The 21,265-nt window shown below is 65.4% G+C and carries 22 protein-coding genes; 9 read left to right on the forward strand and 13 right to left on the reverse strand.

Going from position 1 to position 21,265, the window contains the following annotated elements; translation table 11 throughout:
• The first annotated feature begins 47 nt into the window (after positions 1-47).
• The 6 genes from G572_RS0112870 (at position 48) to G572_RS0112895 (ending at position 4,036) form a co-directional block, all read left to right on the forward strand.
• On the forward strand, positions 48-554 hold the full coding sequence (locus G572_RS0112870; RefSeq protein WP_029058834.1) for a DinB family protein: 507 nt from the start codon (positions 48-50) through the stop codon (positions 552-554).
• Between the two features lie 122 nt (positions 555-676).
• Positions 677-1,168: a hypothetical protein gene (locus G572_RS0112875; protein ID WP_037546821.1), complete on the forward strand. Its 492-nt coding sequence runs from the start codon at positions 677-679 to the stop codon at positions 1,166-1,168.
• Between the two features lie 66 nt (positions 1,169-1,234).
• Positions 1,235-1,912, forward strand: coding sequence for a CDP-alcohol phosphatidyltransferase family protein (locus G572_RS0112880; RefSeq protein ID WP_425423435.1), 678 nt, complete (start codon positions 1,235-1,237; stop codon positions 1,910-1,912).
• Entirely contained in the window at positions 1,909-2,853 is a 945-nt protein-coding gene (locus tag G572_RS0112885) for a phosphatidate cytidylyltransferase (protein WP_029058837.1), read from the forward strand. Before G572_RS0112880 ends, G572_RS0112885 begins: the two co-directional genes overlap by 4 nt.
• 9 nt (positions 2,854-2,862) lie before the next feature.
• A complete protein-coding gene (locus G572_RS0112890; protein WP_037546823.1) occupies positions 2,863-3,501 on the forward strand; it encodes a lysophospholipid acyltransferase family protein in 639 nt (212 codons plus the stop codon).
• Positions 3,485-4,036 carry a hypothetical protein gene (locus G572_RS0112895; protein WP_029058839.1) on the forward strand — a complete coding sequence of 184 codons (552 nt, stop codon included), beginning with the start codon at positions 3,485-3,487 and terminating at the stop codon, positions 4,034-4,036. Before G572_RS0112890 ends, G572_RS0112895 begins: the two co-directional genes overlap by 17 nt.
• Before the next feature lie 15 nt (positions 4,037-4,051).
• Here G572_RS0112895 and cckA read toward each other — a convergent pair whose 3' ends face one another.
• From cckA to G572_RS26545, 8 genes are all read right to left on the reverse strand, one after another.
• Positions 4,052-6,595, reverse strand: coding sequence for a cell cycle histidine kinase CckA (gene cckA / locus G572_RS0112900; RefSeq protein WP_029058840.1), 2,544 nt, complete (start codon positions 6,593-6,595; stop codon positions 4,052-4,054).
• Between the two features lie 69 nt (positions 6,596-6,664).
• Positions 6,665-7,741 carry a flagellar biosynthesis protein FlhB gene (gene flhB / locus G572_RS0112905; protein WP_029058841.1) on the reverse strand — a complete coding sequence of 359 codons (1,077 nt, stop codon included), beginning with the start codon at positions 7,739-7,741 and terminating at the stop codon, positions 6,665-6,667.
• A gap of 3 nt (positions 7,742-7,744) precedes the next feature.
• The gene (fliR, locus tag G572_RS0112910; RefSeq protein WP_029058842.1) at positions 7,745-8,518 is read right to left on the reverse strand and encodes a flagellar biosynthetic protein FliR; all 774 of its coding nucleotides are present in this window, start codon (positions 8,516-8,518) and stop codon (positions 7,745-7,747) included.
• Between the two features lie 6 nt (positions 8,519-8,524).
• Positions 8,525-8,794 carry a flagellar biosynthesis protein FliQ gene (gene fliQ, locus G572_RS0112915; protein WP_029058843.1) on the reverse strand — a complete coding sequence of 90 codons (270 nt, stop codon included), beginning with the start codon at positions 8,792-8,794 and terminating at the stop codon, positions 8,525-8,527.
• Positions 8,795-8,877: 83 nt separating this feature from the next.
• Positions 8,878-9,192 (reverse strand): flagellar hook-basal body complex protein FliE, encoded by a 315-nt coding sequence (fliE, locus tag G572_RS0112920; protein WP_029058844.1) that lies wholly within the window; start codon positions 9,190-9,192, stop codon positions 8,878-8,880.
• 50 nt (positions 9,193-9,242) lie between these two features.
• A complete protein-coding gene (flgC, locus tag G572_RS0112925) occupies positions 9,243-9,653 on the reverse strand; it encodes a flagellar basal body rod protein FlgC (protein WP_029058845.1) in 411 nt (136 codons plus the stop codon).
• A 66-nt stretch (positions 9,654-9,719) separates the two neighbouring features.
• Positions 9,720-10,127 carry a flagellar basal body rod protein FlgB gene (flgB, locus tag G572_RS0112930; protein ID WP_029058846.1) on the reverse strand — a complete coding sequence of 136 codons (408 nt, stop codon included), beginning with the start codon at positions 10,125-10,127 and terminating at the stop codon, positions 9,720-9,722.
• A gap of 33 nt (positions 10,128-10,160) precedes the next feature.
• Entirely contained in the window at positions 10,161-10,415 is a 255-nt protein-coding gene (locus tag G572_RS26545; protein ID WP_156884598.1) for a hypothetical protein, read from the reverse strand.
• Positions 10,416-10,467: 52 nt separating this feature from the next.
• Between G572_RS26545 and G572_RS0112935 the strand changes: the two genes are divergently transcribed.
• Together G572_RS0112935 and fliP are read left to right on the forward strand one after the other, a co-directional pair.
• Positions 10,468-12,057 carry a flagellar biosynthetic protein FliO gene (locus G572_RS0112935; protein ID WP_029058847.1) on the forward strand — a complete coding sequence of 530 codons (1,590 nt, stop codon included), beginning with the start codon at positions 10,468-10,470 and terminating at the stop codon, positions 12,055-12,057.
• 29 nt (positions 12,058-12,086) lie between these two features.
• A complete protein-coding gene (gene fliP, locus G572_RS0112940; RefSeq protein WP_029058848.1) occupies positions 12,087-12,860 on the forward strand; it encodes a flagellar type III secretion system pore protein FliP in 774 nt (257 codons plus the stop codon).
• A 98-nt stretch (positions 12,861-12,958) separates the two neighbouring features.
• Here the strand turns inward: fliP and G572_RS23730 are convergent, their stop codons facing one another.
• The 5 genes from G572_RS23730 to G572_RS0112965 form a co-directional block, all read right to left on the reverse strand.
• Positions 12,959-17,128: a hypothetical protein gene (locus G572_RS23730; RefSeq protein ID WP_208979109.1), complete on the reverse strand. Its 4,170-nt coding sequence runs from the start codon at positions 17,126-17,128 to the stop codon at positions 12,959-12,961.
• 117 nt (positions 17,129-17,245) lie between these two features.
• A complete protein-coding gene (locus tag G572_RS0112950) occupies positions 17,246-18,001 on the reverse strand; it encodes a MotE family protein (protein WP_029058849.1) in 756 nt (251 codons plus the stop codon).
• Positions 17,998-18,483, reverse strand: a complete 486-nt coding sequence (locus G572_RS0112955; protein WP_029058850.1) for a DUF6468 domain-containing protein — start codon at positions 18,481-18,483, stop codon at positions 17,998-18,000. Before G572_RS0112955 ends, G572_RS0112950 begins: the two co-directional genes overlap by 4 nt.
• Positions 18,480-19,706 (reverse strand): flagellar motor switch protein FliM, encoded by a 1,227-nt coding sequence (gene fliM, locus G572_RS0112960; protein ID WP_029058851.1) that lies wholly within the window; start codon positions 19,704-19,706, stop codon positions 18,480-18,482. The genes G572_RS0112955 and fliM overlap by 4 nt, the downstream gene beginning before the upstream one ends.
• A 13-nt stretch (positions 19,707-19,719) precedes the next feature.
• On the reverse strand, positions 19,720-20,226 hold the full coding sequence (locus G572_RS0112965; RefSeq protein ID WP_029058852.1) for a flagellar basal body-associated FliL family protein: 507 nt from the start codon (positions 20,224-20,226) through the stop codon (positions 19,720-19,722).
• 280 nt (positions 20,227-20,506) lie between these two features.
• On the opposite strand from G572_RS0112965, the gene flgF reads away from it, so the two are divergent.
• The gene (flgF, locus tag G572_RS0112970) at positions 20,507-21,244 is read left to right on the forward strand and encodes a flagellar basal-body rod protein FlgF (RefSeq protein WP_029058853.1); all 738 of its coding nucleotides are present in this window, start codon (positions 20,507-20,509) and stop codon (positions 21,242-21,244) included.
• Positions 21,245-21,265: the final 21 nt, after the last annotated feature.

The following is a 21,265-nucleotide window of genomic DNA, read 5'->3' on the forward strand; positions in this document are numbered from 1 at the left end:
CCGCGCCGGGTTCGCCCCTTCTCAGGGGCCAGATTGCGAGCAATGCCATGACGACACCCGAGACCTGCCAGACCTTCGCCCGATACAACACCTGGATGAACGGCAAACTCTATGCCGCCTGCGCCGATCTCGACGACGCCACGCGCAAGGCCGACCGCGGCGCCTACTTCAAGTCGCTGCACGGCACGCTGGACCACATTCTGCTGGGCGACCGGATCTGGATGAACCGCTTCACCGGAAATGACTATCCGCGCACCGCCATCGGCACGCATCTGTTTTCCGACTTCGAGGCGCTTGCCGCCGCGCGCCGCGCCATGGACGCGGAAATCGAGGTCTTCGCGACGGGGCTGACGCCGGACTGGCTGGCGCGACCGCTCATCTGGACGAGCGGGCTCGACGGCACGACGCGATCACAGCCCGGGTGGCTTCTGGTCTCGCATCTGTTCAATCACCAGACCCATCACAGGGGCCAGGCAACCACGTTGTTGTCGCAATTGGGCGTTGACATCGGAAGCACCGATTTGCCCTGGTTGCCGCAAGTCGACCACAGCTGAGAAAACGGCCGCACAATCGGTTTTTTAACCTTGACCTTGCATCCTTGGCCAAGGCCTATTCGCGACATTCGCTCCGGACTGTGCCTCCTCGGGAGGAACATTTTCGCAAGGAACCGCCTGAAATGCTGATCCGCCTGACCGTTCTGCTTGCCGCTGCCCTGGCTCTTGCCGCCTGCCAGTCCGGACGCAGGAACACCGCGCCGGCCGCACCGCAAGCCGACGTGCTGACCGTGACCGCCGGCGCCCAGTCGGTCAACGTGCGCGCCGATCCCGAGACGATCCGCCGGAGCATCGTGGCGAGCGCCACCGAGCGCGGCACGCCGATTGCGCAGAACCAGCCGAACATGGTGGTTCTGGAACGCACGGTAAGGGAAGCCAACCCGGCGCTCGACGCCGAATTCGGCCCCTCCGACAATGGCGAACGCAAGTTCCGCATTCGCGTGCGCTTCCAGGGCACACGCTGCGACACGCTCGTGGTGCAGGATGTCTTCGTGGTCAACAACGCCGGCACCGCGCTGGAGCAGGTCTTCGCCCTGACCCAGCCGCAGTACAATCCGCGCCAGAGCCTCATCGGGCTGAAGGCGAAGTCGGAACGCTCGGGCGGCTGCGCCTGACGGCAAGGCTCCCGAACCGCCACGATGTGACGGCGTGACGCGAAGGCGATTGCACTGGCGACGGGAGTGCGCTCTTCTCCCGTTTCCCAGGGCGCGGTTCGCGTCCGCAACCTGCCTGATTCGACCATGCCCTCGATCTACGACCTGAAGAGCCGCTTCCAGGGCCTGCTGCGCCCCACCGTCGCCCGACTGGCGCATGCCGGCGTCACCGCGAACCAGGTGACGCTTGCCGCCGTCGTTCTGTCGGTTGCCGGCGGCGCGGCGCTCGCGCTCGCTCCCGGACACCCGCTGCCGCTGATCCTTCTCCCCCTGATTCTGTTCCTGCGCATGGCGCTCAACGCCGTCGACGGGATGCTCGCGCGCGAGCACGACCAGAAATCCAGCCTCGGCGCCGTGCTCAACGAGCTTGGCGACGTCGTCTCCGACATCGCGCTCTATCTTCCCTTCGCACTGCTGCCCGGTGTCGCGAGCTGGCTGCCGGTCGCCATCTGCCTGCTTGCCGTGATCGGCGAGATGACCGGCGTCGTCGGGATCCAGATCGGCGCATCCCGCCGCTATGACGGGCCCATGGGCAAGAGCGACCGCGCGGTGGTGTTCGGCACGCTGGGGCTGTTCGTCGGCTTCGCCCTGATCGGTCCGGGCGCGGTCGACATCGTGCTGGGCATCACGGCGCTTCTTGGCGGGGTGACCATCATCAACCGGGCGCGGCAGGCGCTTGCAGAAACAAAAGAGCCCCGCACATGACCCTTTTGCCGATCCACATGGCGATTGCCGGGATCTGGGGACTGCTGATCGTTGCCAGCCTCATCGTCTTTGCCCTGACCCGGCGTCAGCCCGCAACCGACCATTCCGAACTCGTCCAGCGCACCACGAGCTGGTGGGCCATGATCGCGGTCTTTACCGCCGCCTTCCTGCTCAGCCGCACCTTCTCCATCGTGATCTTCGCGCTCGTCAGCTTCCTTGCCTTCAAGGAGTATCTGTCGATGATCCCGACGCGCCGGGCCGACCGGCGGGTGCTGTTCTTCGCCTATCTGGCGATCCCGGTGCAGTACTATTGGGTCGGAGCCGAATGGTACGGCATGTTCGCGGTGTTCATTCCCGTCTACATGTTTCTGTTCCTGCCCTTCGTCATGCTCCTGTCCCAGCAAACGGAGGGCTTCCTGAAAGCCGTCGGCACCTTGAACTGGGGGCTGATGCTTTGCGTCTTCTCCATCAGCCACGCCGCCTTCCTCTTGGTGCTGCCGGTGGACGGACCGGGCTCGATCGGCGGGACGGCCGCCTCCGGAGCGGGCCTGCTGCTGTTTCTCGTGTTCCTCACGCAATTCAACGACGTCGCGCAATACACCTGGGGCAAGCTCTTCGGGAAGACCAAGATCGTGCCGCAGGTCAGCCCCAAGAAGACCTGGGAAGGGTTTTTGGGCGGGATGCTGACGACCACGGTGCTTGCCGTGCTCGTCGCGCCGCTGGTCACCCCGTTCGACGCCCTGCATGCGGGCCTCGCGGGTGCGATGATCGCGGGCGCGGGCTTCATCGGCGATGTCACCGTGTCGGCGGTCAAACGCGACCTCGGCGTCAAGGACACCGGCGCGCTGATCCCGGGCCACGGCGGCATCATGGACCGGATCGACAGCCTGACCTTCACGGCGCCGCTGTTCTTTCACTTCACCCGCTATCTCTACACCTGAGCGGCCATCATGACCCGCGCCCTCCAGCTTCTGTTCTTCATTCTCGTGCGGATCGTCGTCACCTTCGTTCTCGGGCTGAACGTGCGCCGCCGGGAATTGTTGCCGACAAGCGGCCCGGCGATCCTCGTAGCCAATCACAACAGCCATCTCGACACGATGGTGATGATGAGCCTGCTGCCGCTCAAGCAGCTCTCTACCCTGCGACCGGTGGCGGCGGCCGACTATTTCCTCAAGACCCGCGCCATGGCGTGGTTCTCGCTCAACATCCTGCGCATCATTCCGATCGAGCGAAACCGGGGCGCGCGGCGCGCGGATCCGCTCGCCGCCTGTCACGAAGCGCTGAGAAACGGCGAGATCCTGATCCTCTTTCCCGAAGGCAGCCGGGGCGCACCGGAAGAAATGACGGCGCTGAAAAAGGGGATCGCCCATCTGGCGGAAAAGAACCCGTCTGTCCCCGTGATCCCGGTCTTCACCCATGGGCTCGGCAAGTCGCTCCCCAAGGGCTCGTTCCTGCTGGTTCCCTTCTTTTGCGACATCTTCGTCGGCAAGCCGATCTCCTGGCCGGGCGCGCGCGACACATTCATGGCGACCCTGACGGCCCGCTTTGCTGCCCTTTCGACGGAGAAAGACTTTGCCCCCTGGGAATAGGCGCGCCTTCACGTTCGCCGCCATCTGGGGCTTCGCGGAAGCCACGGTGTTCTTCACCGTTCCGGACGTGCTGCTGACATTTATCGCGCAGACGTCGCTGCGCCGCGCGCTGCTGGCCAGCCTGTTCACCGCCTTGGCCGCCTGCATCGGCGGAGCGGTGCTCTATGCGCTGGCGCTTGAGCGTCCCGACCTCGCCCACACGCTTCTGATCACCGTTCCCGGGATTTTCCCGGACCTCATCACCCGCGCGGGCGCCCTTCTGGACAATGGACTTCTCCCGGGACTTGTCGAGGGGTCGCTGACCGGCGTGCCCTACAAGATCTTCGCGGTCGAGACCGCGCGGAACGGAACGCCGTTTGCGCTCTTCCTGCTGGCGAGCCTGCCGGCGCGCCTGCTTCGCCTCACGCTGTCCTGCCTAGCGAGCTGGCTGATCTTCGCCAAGCTGCTGTCGGGCGTCTCGCTGTGGACCCGGCGCCTGTTGCTCGCCGCGTTCTGGATCGTCTTCTACGCCGCCTATTACGCAGGTCTGGAGTGACGGGGGCTTCTCCCCTCAACTCGCCAGCACGTCCTTCACGACCGTTGCCAGCTGCTTCAGCGTGAAGGGCTTGGGCAGGAACGAGAACTTCTCGTTTTCCGGCAGGTTCTTCTCGAAGGCGTCTTCCGCGTAGCCGGACACGAAGATGATCTTCAGGTCCGGCTGGGTCTTGCGCAATTCACGAAGCAACGAAGGCCCGTCCATCTCCGGCATGACCACGTCGGAGACGACCAGATCGACCTCGCCGCCGGTCTCTTCCATGATCTCCAGCGCCTCGGCGCCGCTTGCCGCCTCATGCACGGTGTAGCCGCGCGACGACAGGGCGCGGGCCGCAAACGCGCGCACCGCTTCCTCGTCCTCGACGAGGAGAATGGTTGCCGACCCGGTGAGATCGGCGAGCTGCTGCTGCTCGACCGGCTTGACCTCGACCTGTTCGTTCTCGTCGCGCACGTGGCGGGGGAAGAAGATCCGGAAGGTGGTGCCCTCCCCGATCTCGCTTGTGCAGAAGATGAAGCCGCCCGTCTGCTTGACGATGCCATAAACGGTCGACAGGCCGAGCCCCGTCCCCTTGCCCACGTCCTTGGTGGAGAAGAACGGCTCGAAGATCTTTTCCATCACCTCGGGCGTCATGCCCGTGCCGGTGTCCGACACCTCGATCAGCGTGTATTCGGCGGCGGGCATGCCGCGGGTGTTGTCATAGGTCTCCGACTGGTCCGCATCGACGTTGAGCGTGCGGATCGTCAACCGGCCCCCGTCGGGCATGGCGTCGCGGGCGTTCACCGCCAGATTGACGATGACCTGCTCAAGCTGGTTCAGGTCGGCCATGACCGGCCACAGGTCGCGCCCGTGCACGACATTGAGCTCGACCTTTTCGCCCAGCAGCCGGTCGAGCAGGATCGAGAGATCGGCGAGCACGTCGTTGAGGGCGAGTTCCTTGGGGCGCAGCGTCTGGCGACGCGAGAAGGCAAGCAGCTGACGCACCAGACCGGCGGCCCGGTTGGCGTTCTGCTTGATGTTCATGATGTCCTGGAAGGACGGATCGCTCGGCCGGTGGCTGGCAAGCAGCAGATCGGAAAATCCGATGATCGCGGTCAGGACGTTGTTGAAATCATGCGCGACGCCGCCGGCAAGCTGGCCGATGGCTTGCATCTTCTGCCCCTGCGCGAACTGCGCCTCCAGGACCCGCTGCGCCGTCGTTTCCAGCACATAGACGATGGCGGCGTCGCCGTCGTCCTCGCCGTCGCGCACGGCCGACACATAGAAAGTGGCGGAGCGGCCGTCCTCGCGCTCGTCGAGACGCACGTCCACAGGCGGGATTTCGCTTTGCCCGTCGCCGGCCGCGGACAGCGCCACCGCCAGCGCCGGGCGGGCGCTCTCCGCCACCAGGTCGACCAGTTTCGCCGCGCCGTTGCCGCCATCCGCCGCGCCGAAGGAGCGCACAAAAGGCGCATTGGTCTTGCGGATCGTGCCGTCGCGCGCCACCGAGGCAATCGCAATCGGCGTGTTGTTGAAGAAGCGGGCGAAACGGACCTCTGACGAGCGAAGCGCTTCCGAGGCATCTTCGCCCTTGGAGCGGTTGAGCACCAGAGAGCGGCTTTCGCCGGCGCGTCCCTTGGCGCCGAAGGGCACACGGTGGTGGATGCGCACCGGTATGCTGCGCCCGCTGCGCGCGACGAGGTCAAGGTCGAAGATCTCCGTCTTCACCTCGCCCGCCTGCCCGTTCATCGTCAGGAAGAGTTCCGCACCGTCGCCGCGAATGAAGTCGGCGAGCTTCAGCGCGCCGGCCTTGAAGGTGACGAGATCGTAACCGAGCCAGTCGGCAAGCGTCGCATTCAGATAAACGAGACGTCCCTCACCGTCGCAGGAGAAGAAACCCGCCGGCGCATGATCGAGGAAGTTGATGACGCGTTGCAGCTCCTGGAAGGAGGTTTCCTGCTCCGTGCGATCATGGCTGATGTCCGCCACCTGCCAGATCGTGCAGGACCGTGTCTTTTCGCCCTTGCCGCCGAGCGTCAGCGGGCGCACGCGGACCCGATACCAGCGCGGCGTCCCGTCCGACTGGCCAAGCGGATGGGGGAGACGGATCTCCTCCTCGCCGCCGCGGTTGTCCTCGGCCGCGCGCGCCAGATGGAAGATCGCGTCGGTCGCGGCCGGATCGAAGGAAAACACCCGTTCCACGCTGCGCACGTCGCTTTCCGCCTCTGCGCCGACGATTTCGGCATAGGCGGCATTGGCGTAAACGATGCGCCCGTCACGTTCGGTCACCAGCACGCCTTCGTCGAGCGTGTTGAGAAAGGCCGCCGGCACTGGGCTTGGCGTGGCGCGGACCGAGAAGCGGAGCAGGCCGATCGCCCCGGCAAACAACGAGAAGACCCCCACCACGGCCAGCATGCCGAGAAGCGCCAGCACATAGGGCTCCGCCTGTTCGCGCGACATGAACGCGAGACCGGTGGCCGCGGCGACCAGCGCCAGGGCGAGCAGAATGAGAAGGCCGATGTTGCCGGAGCGCTCCGGCCGGTCAATCGCCGGCGATCTCGAACTGGAATCCGTCTCGTTCATCTTCAACCCCGCAAGGCGCTTCCCGCCCGCTCTCCCACATGTGTCCCCGCAGCAAGCGAGACGCCGCGCCTATCCGCGCCACGACCCCCGCTCCCGCATTCGATAAACGAAACCGATCACTTCTGCCACTGCGCGATACTGCTCTTCCGGCACTTCCTGGTCGATGTCTATCGTTGCGTGAAGCGCGCGGGCCAGCGGCGGGTTCTCGATCACCGGCACCTTGTTGTCCTTGGCGATCTCGCGAATCTTCAGCGCGACCTGGTCGATGCCCTTGGCAACGCAGATCGGTGCCTGCATGCCCTGCTCGTATCTGAGCGCGACCGCATAGTGCGTCGGGTTGGTGACCACGACCGTCGCGTCCGGAACGGCCGCCATCATGCGCTTGCGTGAACGCTCCATACGCAACTGACGGATCTTGCCCTTGACCAGCGGGTCGCCCTCGGTCTGCTTGTATTCCTCCTTGACCTCATGCTGGGTCATCTTCTGTTTTTCGAACCACTTGTGACGCTGGTACATGTAGTCGACGCCGGCAACCACGGTCATCACCGCCAGGATCGCCGCGATAAGCTGAAGGATCAACGCGCGGGTTTCCTCCAGAAGCACGCCGGGCTCGCGAAAGATCATCGTGTCGATTTCCGAACGATGCGGCCAAAGCACGGCGACCATCAGCCCGCTGACCACGGCGATCTTGACCAGACCCTTGGCGAAGTTGACGAGGCTTTCGGAGGAAAACAGCCGCTTGAATCCGGCGGCCGGGGAAATTTTGTTGAGCTTGGGCTTCATCCGCTCCGTCGACCAGACCAGACTGTGCTGGATCATGTTGCCGGCAAGCGCGGTGAACAGGAGAACCAGCAGCGGAAGCGCCAGAATCGCCGCGATGCGCGCACCCGTGCCCTTCCACAGCTCGGTCAGTCCGGGTCCGTCGACGGGTATCTCGTGGGCATGGACGAAATAGCCGCGCAAGGCGTCCTGCAGCGCGGCGGCGGCCCCCGGCGCCATGATCGCCACGACCAGACCCGTGCCCAGCATGGCGAACCAGGTGGAGACCTCCTGACTCTTGGCGACGTCGCCTTTCTTGAGGGCGTCATCCAGCTTCTTTTGCGTGGGGTCTTCTGTTTTTTCCGAATCGTCGTTTTGCTCGGCCATGCCCTACCCCGCGATAAAACGGCCGAGCGCCGTTTCGAAGTGTCCGAGATACCACATCATCATCGTCACCAGCAGCGCGAAGAGCATCACGCCGCCAATGGCGATATTGAGCGGCATGGCGATGAAAAAGATCTGCATCTGCGGCATCAGCTTGTTGAGCAGCCCGAGGCCAAAATAAAACACCAGCCCGACCACGATGAAGGGGGCGGACAGACGGATCGCAATCGAGAAAATGTCGGCGACCAGCATCGTCGCCATTTCCGCGAGATCCCCGACGGGCAGCCCGCTGCCCGGCGGAAACAGCTGGAAACTGTCGTGCATCGCGGCGATCACCAGGAAATGCAGGTCGAAGGAGAAGATCAGCGTGATCCCGAGCAGGCTCAGGAACGAGCCGATCACCGCCCCCTGCTGTCCGTCCATGGTCGGGTCGGTCGCCATGGCGAAGGCGAGACCGGACTGGCTGGCGATGATCATTCCGGCGATCGACAGCGTATAGGTGATGAGGCGCGCGCCGAGGCCGATGAAAAAGCCGATCACGAACTCCGTCGCGAGCAGCATGATGACGCGGGCCAGCGGCGCGGTCGCATCGACCGCGTAAAGCGGCGCCATCAGCGGATAGAACACCAGCGTAAGCAGCAGGGCGAGGGCAAGGCGCACGCGCGGCGAGATCGAGCCCTCTCCAAGCGCCGGCATCAGCATCATCATCGTGCCGATGCGCGCAAACAGCAGCATGAAGAGCAACGCGACCTGCGGCAGCAGCGAGACGTCGAGGGTCATCGCAGGCTATCCGCTGCCGTTGATGATCAGATCGGCAATGCGGGCGGTATAGGCACTCAGCACCTGCCCCATGAAGGGAAGCGTGATCAGGAGCGTCAGAAAGATCGCCAGGATCTTGGGGACGAAGACGAGCGTCATTTCCTGGATCTGGGTCAAGGCCTGGAACAGCGCGATCACCACACCGACACCAAGGCCGACGACCATGGGCGGCGCCGAGACGATGATGAGGGTCCAGATCCCCTGGCGGGCGATGTCGAGAACCTCCGGTCCAGTCATGTCGGCATCTTGCTCCTGAGCGCGCCACCGCGCAATTCCCGCCCGCAGCGCGACCGTCAGGGCATCCCTGACGGCGCTGCCGATCAGATCGGCATGCGCATGATCTCCTGATAGGCGGAGATCACCCGGTCGCGCACCGAGACGAGCGTTTCCATCGCCACTTCCGTCTCGGCCACCGCCGTCACCACGTCAACGACATTCGCCTTGCCCTGCGCCATGGCGAGCGCCTGCGCATCCGACTTGGCGCCCTGGTCGACCACGGTTTCCACCGCCGATTTCACCATGTTGGCAAAATCGGCGCCACCCGTCGACGGCGTCTGGACTTTCATATCCTGATTCGCCCCGGCCAGGGCGGAGGTCATGCGATAGGCGCCGGCGGCAATCGACGGGGTGGACATTGTGAAAACTCCGGTTGGGCAGTTCGATGCACGCGGGGAAGCGCGTCAGCTCAGGCGCGCAGGATGTCGATGGTCTTCTGCAACATCCGGCGCGTCGACTGGATCAGGTTGAGGTTGGCCTCGTAGGACCTTTGCGCCTCGCGCATGTCGGTCATCTCGATCAGGGTGCTCACGTTCGGCATCTTGACGTTGCCGCTGGCATCGGCTGCGGGATGGCCGGGATCGTAGCGCTCCTTGAACGCGGTCTTGTCGATCTCCACGCGGCCCAACTCCACGACCTCGGCGTTGAGCTCCCGGTCGAGCGTCGCGCGAAAGGTCGGGATCTTGCGCCGATACGGCTCTTCCTGCGGCGTGCGGCCGGTGGAATCCGCGTTCGCGATGTTTTCCGCGATGATGCGCATGCGCCCGTTCTGGGCCTTGAGCCCCGAGGCGGCGATGAAGATGGATTTCACGAAGTCCACGGTTGCACTCCTTTTGGTGTGCGATCGTCAGAAGGGGCCAGGAACGCCGTATGCGGCGTCACGCGACTAGCCGCCGCGCGACAGGGCGGTGCGGATGAGCCCGAGGCCCTTGGTGTAGAGAGAGGCGACCGTCTGGTAGTCCATCTGGTTCTCGGTGACTTTCATCATCTGTTCCTCGAGCACGACGGTGTTGGCATCGGGCGTGATCTCGTAGCCGTCGGCGGCGTCCGCCTTGGCCGATCCGCTTTCGCGGACCATGGACGCCTGCAGGTGCCGTGCGCTGGTGCGAGTTGTCTCCAGACCGGTCGTGCGCGTTTTCAGCGCCGTCTCGAAGGAAAACGATTCCAGATCCTTGCCCTGGTAACCCGGCGTATCTGCATTGGCGACGTTTTCCGCCAGAACGCCTTGCCGGGTCTGATGCCAGTGCATCTTCGACTTCAGCGTCTGGAACAGCGACAGGTCCGAGATTGTCATGAGTGCGTTTTCCGTGTCCGACTCTCTAGCGTGCTAGGCAGATCCTGCCGGGTGGATGGTTAACGGCTGGTTAACGATTAACGCTTCGGTAATATCCACCCTTGCATTTCCGCCCATTTCGCCGGACAGGAACGGACGGATTTGCAGGATGCACGATGCATCGGGAAAAAATTGCCCGGTGACTTTTGGCTTCACTCTTTGAGAGAATCGCGCAAACCGGATAAACAGAAATTTGTACGCGCGGGATTCGGTGCCGTTGCGACCCTGAAAATGCAGGGGCGCACACATGTCGGCATGGTGCCGTGACCTATCGGGGTTCGAGGAGAAAAGGCCCAATGGCATGACAAGTTGGCTGGTGGATACCTTCCAGATGGAACCGGGCTGGGCCCGGGGCATCGGATTTTTCATCGCCGTGGTGGTGGTGCTCGCGCTCATCTCCGTGTTTGTCTGGGTGCTGCGCCGCATCGCCGGCACGCGGGTCATGGGCGGTCGCTCGCGCCAGCCACGTGTCTCCGTGATGGATGCCGCGGCGCTGGACGCCCGACGGCGCCTGATCCTCATCCGCCGCGACAACGTCGAGCATCTGCTTCTGGTCGGCGGTCCGAGCGATGTCGTTGTGGAACGCAACATCGTGCGCGGCGTGCCCATCTCCCAGGCCTATCCGCGCCAGTCGGGGCAAACGGCCACGGATGTCGCTCCCGCCCCGACCGCACCGGCCGAAACCGCGCCCCCGCCGATAAGCGAGCCAGCGCCCCGCACGCCGACGCCACGTCCGTCCGCACCGCCGCAAGCGCCGCAAGCACCTGCCCCGCGGCGCATGGCCCCGGCCCCGTCCGCAAGTCCGGCCGCGCCGCAATCGCCGGCAGTGCCCGCGGGCGGCCAGCAACCCCAGCCGCCGCGACCATCGCCGCGGGCCACCGCCCCCACGCCGCGAGCACCGTCTCAAGACGCCCCGGCAGCCGACAACGGCTCCAGGCGTCCGACGCCGCTCCACCGGGCCGGCGCCTCGGTCGCTGCGGCCGGCGCCGCCGTCGCCGGTCTTGCGCGCAGCGGAACCGGCGCCCTGCGCGGCAGCGAAGGGCCGTCGGAGAGTGCCCCGCGCGCAGCCGCACCGCGCGCCGACACGCCTCCCGCACCCCGGCGCACGATCACGCCCCCCTCCTCCGGACCGGCCTCGACCGCCCGGACCGCCTATCCGCAGCCGGGCGACGAGCCGAAGGCACCGGACGTCGACGCGCCCGCCGTGGCGGAGAGCGCGCCCGCACCACGCCCCTCCTACGTGAGGCCACCGGTCGAGCCGGCGGCGTCGAAGCCGGCGGCGCCCGAGGCCCCGGCCAAGGACGCATCGCCAAAAGCGCCCGAGGTCAAGACGCCCGAGGTCAAAACACCGGATCCGGCACCCGCGGACACCAGCGCCGCACCGAAGCCCGAGCCGGATGTGGCCCCCTCCGCGTCGTCCGCGACAACGGCGACGGCTCCGGCAAGCGCCTGGCCGGCCGCGCCCGCAAGCACCGGCAAGGACAACGCCGCCACCCGGGAGGTTGCCACGCCGAAAGCCGACGCCGCCGAGCCGGAGCGCGAAGAGACAGCGTCGGAAAAACCGGTCGAAGCGGACGCTTCCAGGACATCCACGCCGGCGGCCGCGCCCCCCGCGCCGTCCCGGGCCACGTCCGACGATCTGGAAGACGCGCTGCTGGCCGAATTCAGCCAGAGCCGGAGCGCGCCGGCCACCGAGGCAACGCCTGAGACGCCCGCAACCGGCGACACTGCGGCAGCGGACAAGCCGGAGGAGACCTCCGCCGACGCCTCGCCGAAAGAGGACGCCGACCCGAAGGACAAGAAGGACCCCGCCGGGGCCGTGACCATGGATGCGATCGAGGAGGAAATGGCGCGTCTGTTGAACGAGATCGGCGGGTCGAAATCGAAATGACGCCAGACCTCCGGCGCGGTTCTCCTCCTATGCGCGCCGGAAGCGTCTTCGCGGAATCGCGCCTTGCCGGTCTGGTCCGGGGCCTTGCCTGTTCGCTTGCGCTGCTTCTGCTTCTGGGCGGCTCTGCCGTCGCCCAGGATATCTCGATCGGTTTCGGCGAAGGCACCGGTCTGACGGAACGTGCCGTCCAGCTTGTCGCTCTCCTGACGATCCTGAGCCTTGCGCCCTCGATCCTGGTCATGGTGACGAGTTTCACCCGGATCGTCGTCGTTCTGTCGCTGTTGCGCTCGGCAATCGGCCTCCAGACAGCACCGCCCAACGCCGTGATGACATCTCTGGCGCTGTTTCTGACCGCCTTCATCATGGCCCCCACCTTCGAGGCCGCCTACAATGAGGGCGTTCAGCCGCTGGTGGAGGGGTCGATCGAGCTGAACGAGGCCTTCGAACGTGCGTCGACGCCCTTCCACAGCTTCATGCGGGCGAACGTGCGCGAGAAGGACCTTTCCCTTTTCATCGAATTGTCCGGCCAGCCCGCGCCCGAAGAACCCGCCGATCTCGGCATGCGCATCCTGGTTCCCGCCTTCATGATCAGCGAGTTGCGGCGCGCCTTCGAGATCGGGTTCCTGCTGTACCTTCCGTTCCTGATCATCGATCTGGTCATCGCGTCTGTGCTGATGTCGATGGGCATGATGATGCTGCCGCCGGTGGTGATCTCGCTGCCGTTCAAGCTGATCTTCTTCGTTCTGGTCGACGGCTGGAACCTGATCGCGGGCAGTCTGGTGCAAAGTTTCGCAAGCGGCTGAGGGGACCGCCCCCGCGCGATACGTCGATCTGCCGCTGCCTTATTCGAGACGTTCCGGGATCCTTGAACAGGCGTGTGCGACAGCAGGGGCCGCTCGCCTCAGCCTGCGCGTCCGCCCTGGGCAAGCGCCGGGCTCTGCTCGCTGCCGCTTTGCGCGGTGCGGTCATCGGCTGGTGTGACCGCCGGCCCCGGGGCCACGGCCGGCAAGGTGGTGGTGCTCGGCTGCAGGTACTTGCGCTGATACTCGCTGAGGAAGATATCGAGGCTGTCGACGGATTCCAGACTGTCGAGCACGGACATGAACTCCACCCCGCGTTCGTCCGCGGGACGCGTCACCACGCGAAAGGCCTCCGCCTCCGGACTGTCGCTCATCTTGGCGGTGAACTTGGTCTGCAGCCGGCTGAGGCTGAAACTGTCGTCGGCCAGCGAGTAACCGATCGCCGCCTTCAGGATGTCGGCGCGTTCCTGGTCGGCCAGCGGAATGGCATCCGACCAGCGTCCGCCGACGATCCCTTCCAGCTGCTCGCCCGCCTCGCGCCAGCTTTGTGCCGCCCAAAGCGTGTCCGCCCTGAGTCGCTCGACGTCCTCGCCGCGCATGTTGCGCACGATCTCCAGCGCCAGGTCGGGCCGGCCGCTCTCGGTGAGGGCGCGCGCCTCGACCATGTTGCGCTGGCGTTCCAACTCACGCGGCAGCTTTGCCTGGCGCGTCTTGTTCAAAACGCGAAGCGCCTCTTCGGGCTTGCGGTCCATCAGATAGACCACGCCCAGATCCGCGGCGATCTGCGAGCGCGCCGCGCCCTTCAGCCGGTTGTCGATCTGGTGCCGCAACAACTCGGAGGCCTGATCGAGCAGGTCCATGGCCACCAGCCGGTTTGCCAGCCGACGCACCATCTCGTCCCCCCGCCGCCCGACCGGGGTCATCTCGCGAAAGTCGTAGAACAGCGCCAGCGACTTGATCGGCGACATGGCGTCCGCCTCCCCGTTCAGGAAGAGACTGGCGAAAACGGCTTCCATCTCGTCCTGCAGGAGGCGGGTCGTATCGGCATCGGAATCCGCCTGAACGGCTGACCGCATCGCCTCGAAGGCCTTGCGGTAGTCGCCATTTTGCACATGCAGCTGGGCAAGAAAGCGCAAGGTCTTCAATTCGGTCTCGTCGCCACGCCAGGACGCCGCAAGGCCTGCAAGTTTCTCCACCGTTTCCGTTGTCGTGATATCGCCGTCCCGGTGCCGGATGCGAAGCCCGCGATAGACCGCCTCGGCGGCAAGCGGCCGCTCGTCGGAACGCTCGACAAGATCGAAGGCGGTCAGCGCCTCGCGGGACCGGCCGGAGGCATCGGCGATCTGGCCGCGAATGATATCGTAGCGCGCCGCCTGCTTGGCAGTGGCAATGCTCGGATCGATCTCCGACAGGACGGCGGCGGCCTGGCCGTAGTCGTTGACCTCGACCATGGTGCGGGCGGCCCCGAGATTGAATTCGGTCTGAACCAGCACGGGGTAGTTTCCCACCACCGCCCGGCCCCGGGTCATGGCCATGCGGGCATCCGTCCAGTTGCCCTGCGCGGCCGAGGTGATCGTGCGCCACACGGCGGCATCGGCGTTGTTGGCAAGCCCCGGACGCTCCAGGTACTCATCCGCCTCGCGCGGACGTGCGGCAAGCGCCTGCGCCGCCCCCATGAGCAGATTGAAGCTCGGATCGCGCGCCAGCGCCGGTTCGTCCTCGGCGGCAAGGCGCATCAGGCCAAGCGCCTCATGCGCAAACCCATGGGCAAGATAGAACCGCGACAGCGCCATGCGCGGCACACGGCGCTGCTCCAGCGGCGTGTTGGCGATGGTGAATTCCTGCGCCTTGATCTTGCGCAGGAAATCCTCCGTATCGCTGGTCATCAGGTTGCCGAGGTCGATGTGCCCCGGCGCCGTCGGATCGGCGACCGGCTTCAACACCCGCGAGCCTTGCGCAAGGTCGCCATGGGAAACGGCAAGACCGCGCGGACGCTCCAGGATCACCGCATCCCCATCGGCGCTTACGGCGAGATCGTCTGCCTTGGCGATGACCGCCACGCCATGCGCCGACATCAGCGTCTCGAACTCCGCGAAGGCTTGCGGTTTGAGGATGCCGCGCGCCGGGCCGAGACCGGTCACCGTGGTGATCACGTCGCCGACGAACGGATCGCGGAGCTCGTGGATCTGGCCGGGGGCACGAAACGGGATGCTGATCACCGTGCCGCCGTCGCCGCGCACGGTGCGTTCCAGCGTCAACGGCCGGGACGGCTCAAGGATCGTGTTGCCGATCGTCAGCACCCAGGAGCTGCCGTCCACGCCGACGGTTGCCAGCTTCTGGCGTTCCATGTCGACACGAATGGACTGCCATCCGTCTTCGGACTGCACCTCGACCCCTTCGACATCGCCCGCGAGCACCGCGCGCATGCCGCGTACGTCGATCGGATCGGCGGTGTCGAACACCATCCACAGGCTGCCGTGCCGGCGAAACACCGCTGACGGCACCGGCTCGGAGAAAGGAAACACCACGCGCACGATATCCCCGATCCGGCGCGCTTCGGCCGCAACAAACCGACGGGCTTCGTCGTCATAGCCGACCGGTGCGGATTCGGGGGACACCGGGTCGGGCTCGACGGTCGGAGCCTGGGCATCCGTGTATTGGCGCAGGTCGATGGCGTCGGGCAGACCGGCGGCGGCATCCGATGTCGCCGCGCCTTGCGCGCGCGTGCCGTCATCCGGCGCGGACGAACCATCCGTCCCACCGGGCGCCAGTCCGGCACTCGCCCCCTCGCCCGGCGCGGGGTCCGCGGCCACGTCAAGCGACGCGGCATCCGGGTCGGCGGCGGGGGGGCCTGCAGAAGGATCTGCGGCGGGTTCCGTTGCGGGTGCCATGTCGTCCTGCGGGCCGCTGTTGCCGCGCGATGGCGTCGGGGCATCGTCCTGAGCGACGAGATCCGCCGTCGCCGGTTCGGCGGGAGCCGCAAGGTCCGTCGCCGTCACCTCGAGCGGGCGTTCCTGCGAGGCTTCGGCGCCGGTGACCCCGCCCTCGGACGCCTGTGCGCCCGGTGTCAGCGGACCGGGGATCTCGGCATCCTCGACCGGCTTGGAGACCGGCATCGGCGCCACGGGCGACCCCGCTTCCGGATCGGGCGCGGTCGCAACATCAGGCGACACCGCTGTCGCCTGCGACGCACCCGAAGCCGCAATGGCGCCGGGATTCGTCGTGGCGATCTCGGGCTGCGGAACAGGCCGGGAAGCTGCCTGCAACGCGGGACGCTCCTCCGTTTGCGACAGCACGGCAGGCGTTGCGGCCGGGGCCGTGACGCCCGGCGCGCTGACGACCTCGCGCACGCCTTCCGGCGTGCCGTCCTGCACGCCCAGCGCGGCGTCGATTGCTGCATTGACCGGATCTGTCGGCATGTCACGCGGCGTGACATCGACGACATAGGCCTCTTCCTCGCGAAAGGCACGGATGTCGACATCCGGCTCGACGCGAAGCAGGAACTTCAACTTGCCTTCATCGGTAAAGGCGGTCGCATCGACCACGCCGGGCGGCAATTGCGACCGCAGCCGCCCAAGATCGAGCGGCGCTTCGTGATTGAAGCTCACCTTCACCATGTCGCCCTCGCGCACGAAGGCTGTGTCGAAATTCACGTTCCAGTCGAACGCAAGCCGCGTGAAGGTGGGATGCCGGCCGATGCGAAGGGCGACTTCCGGCTCGACCTGGCCCTTCAGGCGTGCCTGCTCCAGGGCACGGGCGCGGCGGATCGCGTCTTCCGCACGGCGAGCAAGCTCGCGCACCACGTCGTCGGGCAGGCCCGGCGGCATGCCCTGCCACGTCGGCGGCAGCAAATCGATGAAAAGCTTCTCGCCCGCCTCCATCGTGTTGACCTTGAAGTCGCCCATCAACGCGAAGCGGATCGCCGACCCGTCCGGGTCGCGACGAGCGATGGAGATGTAATTGGGCATGTCGATGGGAATGGTGTCGACGTCGACTTGCACTTCGTCACGAAACCGGATCCGCAAGACCCCGTTGGAGGCGAGCGCGTCATATTGCGGCAGCAGCGAGAGGTCCGCGAACGTCAACACCAGACGGCCGTATCCCTGCTGCTGGCTCGCATCCAGGGAGGCCTCGAGCGTTTCGGCGCGCACAGACACCGGCCAGGCGACGAGGCAGGCAAGTGCGATCAGGCGCAAGACGGCAAAAACCGTCGCCGCTTTCAAAGCGACGACGCCCTGCAATCCCGTTTCATGCCGGCCTGTGTGTTTCACCGGGGTCCCCATCGCGCGTTTACCGGCCGACACTCTAGCGCCAGCAGCTTAACGCCCTCTTTCACCGGTCGCATGACCCGGCGCGCCGTCCGCTGAAAGGCAGGGCTTCGCCACGGGTCAGTTCCCCATGATCTTCGGAAGTTCGGAGGAAACCGGCGCCGTGGCCATCTCGTCGTCCTTGCCGCCGTTGACGAGCGCCACCGTCAGCCGTTCGCTGGCCTCCGGCGACATGCGGCCCATGATGTCGGCCATCTTGCGCGGCTTCATCTGCTTGGCGACCTTCAGGAGAATATCGATATCGAGGCGGTCGAAAATCCGGGCCGCGTCCTTCGCCTTCATCGATTCGTACATCTGGATCAGCTTGCGCAGGTCGCCGTTCTTTTTCTTTTCCTGTTCCTCGCGCAACGACGAGATGCTGGCCTCCAGCGCCTTCATCTCGTCGACCTTCTTCTGCACCCGGTCTTCTGTCGCCTGCAGCAACTGCTGGCGCAGCTCGAACTGTTTCTCCCGCTTGTCGAGTTCGCGGCGCCGTCCGCTGAGCGATTCCAGCACCTTGCGCTCGGCAATCGACCCGCCGAGTTCCAGGCCGGCGGGCAATCCGTTTTCAGCCGCTCCCGCCGCCGGCGGCAATGCGCCGCTCTCCGGCTGGGAAAGCGCCTCTTCCTCGCCGGGTGCATCCGTGGCCGGCGCGGCGGACCCGGCATCGGCGGGCGGTTGCGCCCCGGCATCGTCCTGCGCCTGGGCCATCGCCGTCCCCACGCCGACGCCGGACGGGGCAACGGTGCCGCCTTCCAGCATCAGCCCCGACAGCTTGAGCGCAAGAAGAGCGCTCGCCGCCAGCAAGAGGACCGGGATGAGGCGAAGGGTTGTCACGCAGCCTGCTCCGCTGCGCGCTTGCGGAAATGCTCGAGACGGGCCGTGGCTTCCATCGCCGCGGAGCGAATATCGTTGGCGCGCATCGATCCCGACCGGGGCGCCTGGGCCGGCTCAGCGGCAGCCGGCATCGGCGGCACGGCGGCTGCCGGCTTGGCGGCTTCGGCAATCTGCGTGATGCGTTCCAGAACGGTGTTTCCGGTCACGATCTGCTCCGACAGCGTGCACGACAGGCGCTCCGCCGCCACGAGACGCTCACCGAGTGTGCGGTCGGCCTCGCCGGCCGTCGCCTTCAGCCCCAGGATCGCCCGTTCGGCGATTTCAGACGCCGTGATGAGCTCGGAAATCGTCGCCCGCAGGCTTTCCTCGTCCGCGCGCAGCCGCTTGAGCCTTTTGTTCAAAACGACACAGTAGCCGATGGTCACAACCAGCAGCACGGCGACCAGGCTTTCGATGATCAGTCCGAGGGGCAGCGTGCTCATGTCGGGTCCATTTCCTTTTGCATGGCGCGCTCGAACGCGGCCAGGGTCATTTTCGGCTTCTGCAAGCCACGATCGACGCGAACGGCGATGGAATCCTCGTCCTTGCCCATCGTTCCCTGCGTCAGCGGGATGCCACCGCATTTGATCGACACGGGATCGTTGGGCGACACGTCGAAGAGAAGGGTTTCGCCGACCTTGAGGTCCAGCACCCGCCCGAGCGGCATGTGGGTCTCGTAGAGCACCGCATCGACGTCGATCTCGGCGGCGTAGATCTCGGTTGCCAGATGCCCTTCCCAGATCGGGTCGCGGCCGAACTTCTCGCCCATGAACATCTGCAGGAGCAGATCGCGGATCGGCTCGAGCGTCGCGTAGGGCATCATGATTTCGATCTTGCCGCCACGGTCTTCCATGTCGATGCGAAGCTCGACGAGGATGGCGGCATTGGCAGGACGCGAAATCGCGGCGAAACGGGGATTTGTCTCCAGCCGTTCCAGATTGAAGTGCACCGGCGAGAGCGGCGAAAACGCCTGCTCCATGTCATGCATGATCAGTTCGATCATGCGGCGCACGAGATTGGTCTCGATCGTGGTGTAGGGACGCCCCTCCACCCGCACGGCGGACATGCCGCGTCCGCCGCCGAGCAAGACGTCGATGATCGAATAGATCAGGCTCGATTCAACCGTACACAGGCCGAAGCCGTCCCATTCCTCGGCCTTGAAGACACCCAGGATCGCCGGCAGCGGGATCGAGTTCAGGTAATCGCCGAACCGCACCGACGAGATGCTGTCGAGCGAAACCTCGACGTTGTCGGAGGTGAAATTGCGCAAGGACGTCGTGGTCAGCCGCACCAGACGGTCGAACACGATCTCCAGCATCGGCAGGCGCTCGTAGGAGACCATTGCCGAATTGATGAGCGCGCGGATCCCGCTCTGGTCGGCGGCGATCGTATCCTCGATGTTGAACCCGAGAAGGTTGTCGATTTCCTCCTGGTTGAGGATACGATCGGCACCGCGCGTGGCGTTCTCCAGCTCGGGCTCGCTGTCGTCGATCATCGCCGCCCATTGGGCCGCCATGTCGTCGCCACCGGCGACGCCCTGCTCCTCGAGCGCGGCACCCCACGCAGCGGCAAGATCGTCCTCTTCCTCGCCGTCGCCCTCGCCCTGCTCGGCCAGCGCCTCGCCCCAGGCTTCGTCGATATCGCCAAGATCGTCTTCGTCGGCCATCGGCTGCTCGACCCTATTGAACCAGAATTTCCTTGAACAGCACGCCTTCCACGCGTGCCGGATATACGGCCGTATTGATCCGCCGGAGCAACTCTTCCTTGAGTCGGAACAAACCGGAAGAGCCCTCCAGGTCGGCGGGCCGCAATTCGCGAAGATAAACCTGGAACGCATCCAGGATACGCGGCAGGAAAGGCTCGATCTGGTCGATCGCCCCCTTGTCCGCAACCTCGAGCGCGATGCGGACCTTGAGATAGGTCGCACGGCCGTCGGTCGAAAGGTTAACGGTCATTTCGGGAAGGTCGTAGAAAACCACCGGCCGCTGCTCGACGACCGCCTCCCCACCGGGCTCGGCCGGCGCGGGCGCGCTGTCGAACAGCCCGAGGAAATAGGCGGCCGCGCCGCCCCCCACGACGAGCAGCACAAGACCGCCCGCCCCAAGGATGATCAGCTTTTTCTTGCCGCCGCCGGAGGGCTCGGAACCCTCGGCCTGTGTGTCGGCTGCATCCGCATCCGCTGTCATTGTGGATCTCTTTCGCTGCGCTTCCCTCCCGCGCGTATATTATTTCTAAAGCCGCAATGGTTAACGAGAGGTTACCGGATCGTTAACGACTTGCAGAATGCGGCAGTTTTTGCCGCCCGGCAGGAAAACCGGGAGGCTTCTGCCGGGCAGCACGCCGCTTAAAATCCGAATTTCCCAATGTTTTCAACGATCCGAGGTTTGGCACACTCCCTGCTTTAGGGTTAACGGGCGCCAGGTCTGGGGAGACAGGCGCTCGCTGGGGAGCATAGGAACGGATCCAATGGAGAACGCCCTTCTGATCGGGCTGTCGCGCCAGACGGCACTTCGAAACCAGTTGAACGTGGTGGCCAACAACCTGGCCAACATGAATACCAATGGCTACAAGACGCAGCGGCTCCTCTTCGAGGAGTATCTGATGCCGGTGGCCGAGGCCCGCCAGTTCGAGCGGGGCGACCAGGAGTTTTCCTATGTCGTCGACTACGGCATGGCGTCAGACTTCGAGCCCGGATCGATCTCGCTGACGGGCAACGCCTTCGACGTTGCCCTTGAAGGCTCCGGCTATCTTGTCGTCGATACGCCCGGCGGTGAACGCTACACCCGCGACGGTGCCCTGCACCTCGATTCCACCGGACAGCTCGTCACGCCGGAAGGCTATCCTGTCCAGGGCGAAGGCGGCCCGCTGAGCTTCTCTGCGGAAGACACCGACATCAGCATCGCCAAGGACGGCACCATCTCTTCCTCGCTCGGCGTGAAGGGGCAGCTGCGTGTCGTTGGCTTTGAGAACCAGCAGGCCCTGGAGCGCATCGGCGGCAACCTTTTCGTCGGCGAAAACCCGATTCCGGCGGAAAATGTCCGGGTTCTTCAGGGTGCGATCGAAAAGTCCAATGTCTCCGGCGTCACAGAGGTGAGCCGAATGATCGAGATCACGCGCAACTACACCGCTGTCTCGAAGATGATTTCCGACAACGAAGAGCTTCGCAAGAAGGCCATCGAGCGTCTCGGCTCGGCACAGGCCTAAGGCAACGCAAAAAGGAACCAC

The organism is Stappia stellulata DSM 5886 (assembly GCF_000423705.1).
In the GTDB taxonomy this organism is placed as follows: Bacteria; Pseudomonadota; Alphaproteobacteria; order Rhizobiales; family Stappiaceae; genus Stappia; species Stappia stellulata.

Coding starts and splice junctions, on each gene's coding strand:
- G572_RS0112870 (WP_029058834.1), top strand. CDS start 48: ATGACGACACCCGAGACCTGCCAGACCTTCGCCCGATACAACACCTGG.
- G572_RS0112875 (WP_037546821.1), top strand. CDS start 677: ATGCTGATCCGCCTGACCGTTCTGCTTGCCGCTGCCCTGGCTCTTGCC.
- G572_RS0112885 (WP_029058837.1), top strand. CDS start 1,909: ATGACCCTTTTGCCGATCCACATGGCGATTGCCGGGATCTGGGGACTG.
- G572_RS0112890 (WP_037546823.1), top strand. CDS start 2,863: ATGACCCGCGCCCTCCAGCTTCTGTTCTTCATTCTCGTGCGGATCGTC.
- cckA (WP_029058840.1), bottom strand. CDS start 6,595: ATGAACGAGACGGATTCCAGTTCGAGATCGCCGGCGATTGACCGGCCG.
- flhB (WP_029058841.1), bottom strand. CDS start 7,741: ATGGCCGAGCAAAACGACGATTCGGAAAAAACAGAAGACCCCACGCAA.
- fliR (WP_029058842.1), bottom strand. CDS start 8,518: ATGACCCTCGACGTCTCGCTGCTGCCGCAGGTCGCGTTGCTCTTCATG.
- fliQ (WP_029058843.1), bottom strand. CDS start 8,794: ATGACTGGACCGGAGGTTCTCGACATCGCCCGCCAGGGGATCTGGACC.
- fliE (WP_029058844.1), bottom strand. CDS start 9,192: ATGTCCACCCCGTCGATTGCCGCCGGCGCCTATCGCATGACCTCCGCC.
- flgB (WP_029058846.1), bottom strand. CDS start 10,127: ATGACAATCTCGGACCTGTCGCTGTTCCAGACGCTGAAGTCGAAGATG.
- G572_RS26545 (WP_156884598.1), bottom strand. CDS start 10,415: ATGTGTGCGCCCCTGCATTTTCAGGGTCGCAACGGCACCGAATCCCGC.
- G572_RS0112935 (WP_029058847.1), top strand. CDS start 10,468: ATGACAAGTTGGCTGGTGGATACCTTCCAGATGGAACCGGGCTGGGCC.
- fliP (WP_029058848.1), top strand. CDS start 12,087: ATGCGCGCCGGAAGCGTCTTCGCGGAATCGCGCCTTGCCGGTCTGGTC.
- G572_RS0112955 (WP_029058850.1), bottom strand. CDS start 18,483: ATGAGCACGCTGCCCCTCGGACTGATCATCGAAAGCCTGGTCGCCGTG.
- fliM (WP_029058851.1), bottom strand. CDS start 19,706: ATGGCCGACGAAGACGATCTTGGCGATATCGACGAAGCCTGGGGCGAG.
- G572_RS0112965 (WP_029058852.1), bottom strand. CDS start 20,226: ATGACAGCGGATGCGGATGCAGCCGACACACAGGCCGAGGGTTCCGAG.
- flgF (WP_029058853.1), top strand. CDS start 20,507: ATGGAGAACGCCCTTCTGATCGGGCTGTCGCGCCAGACGGCACTTCGA.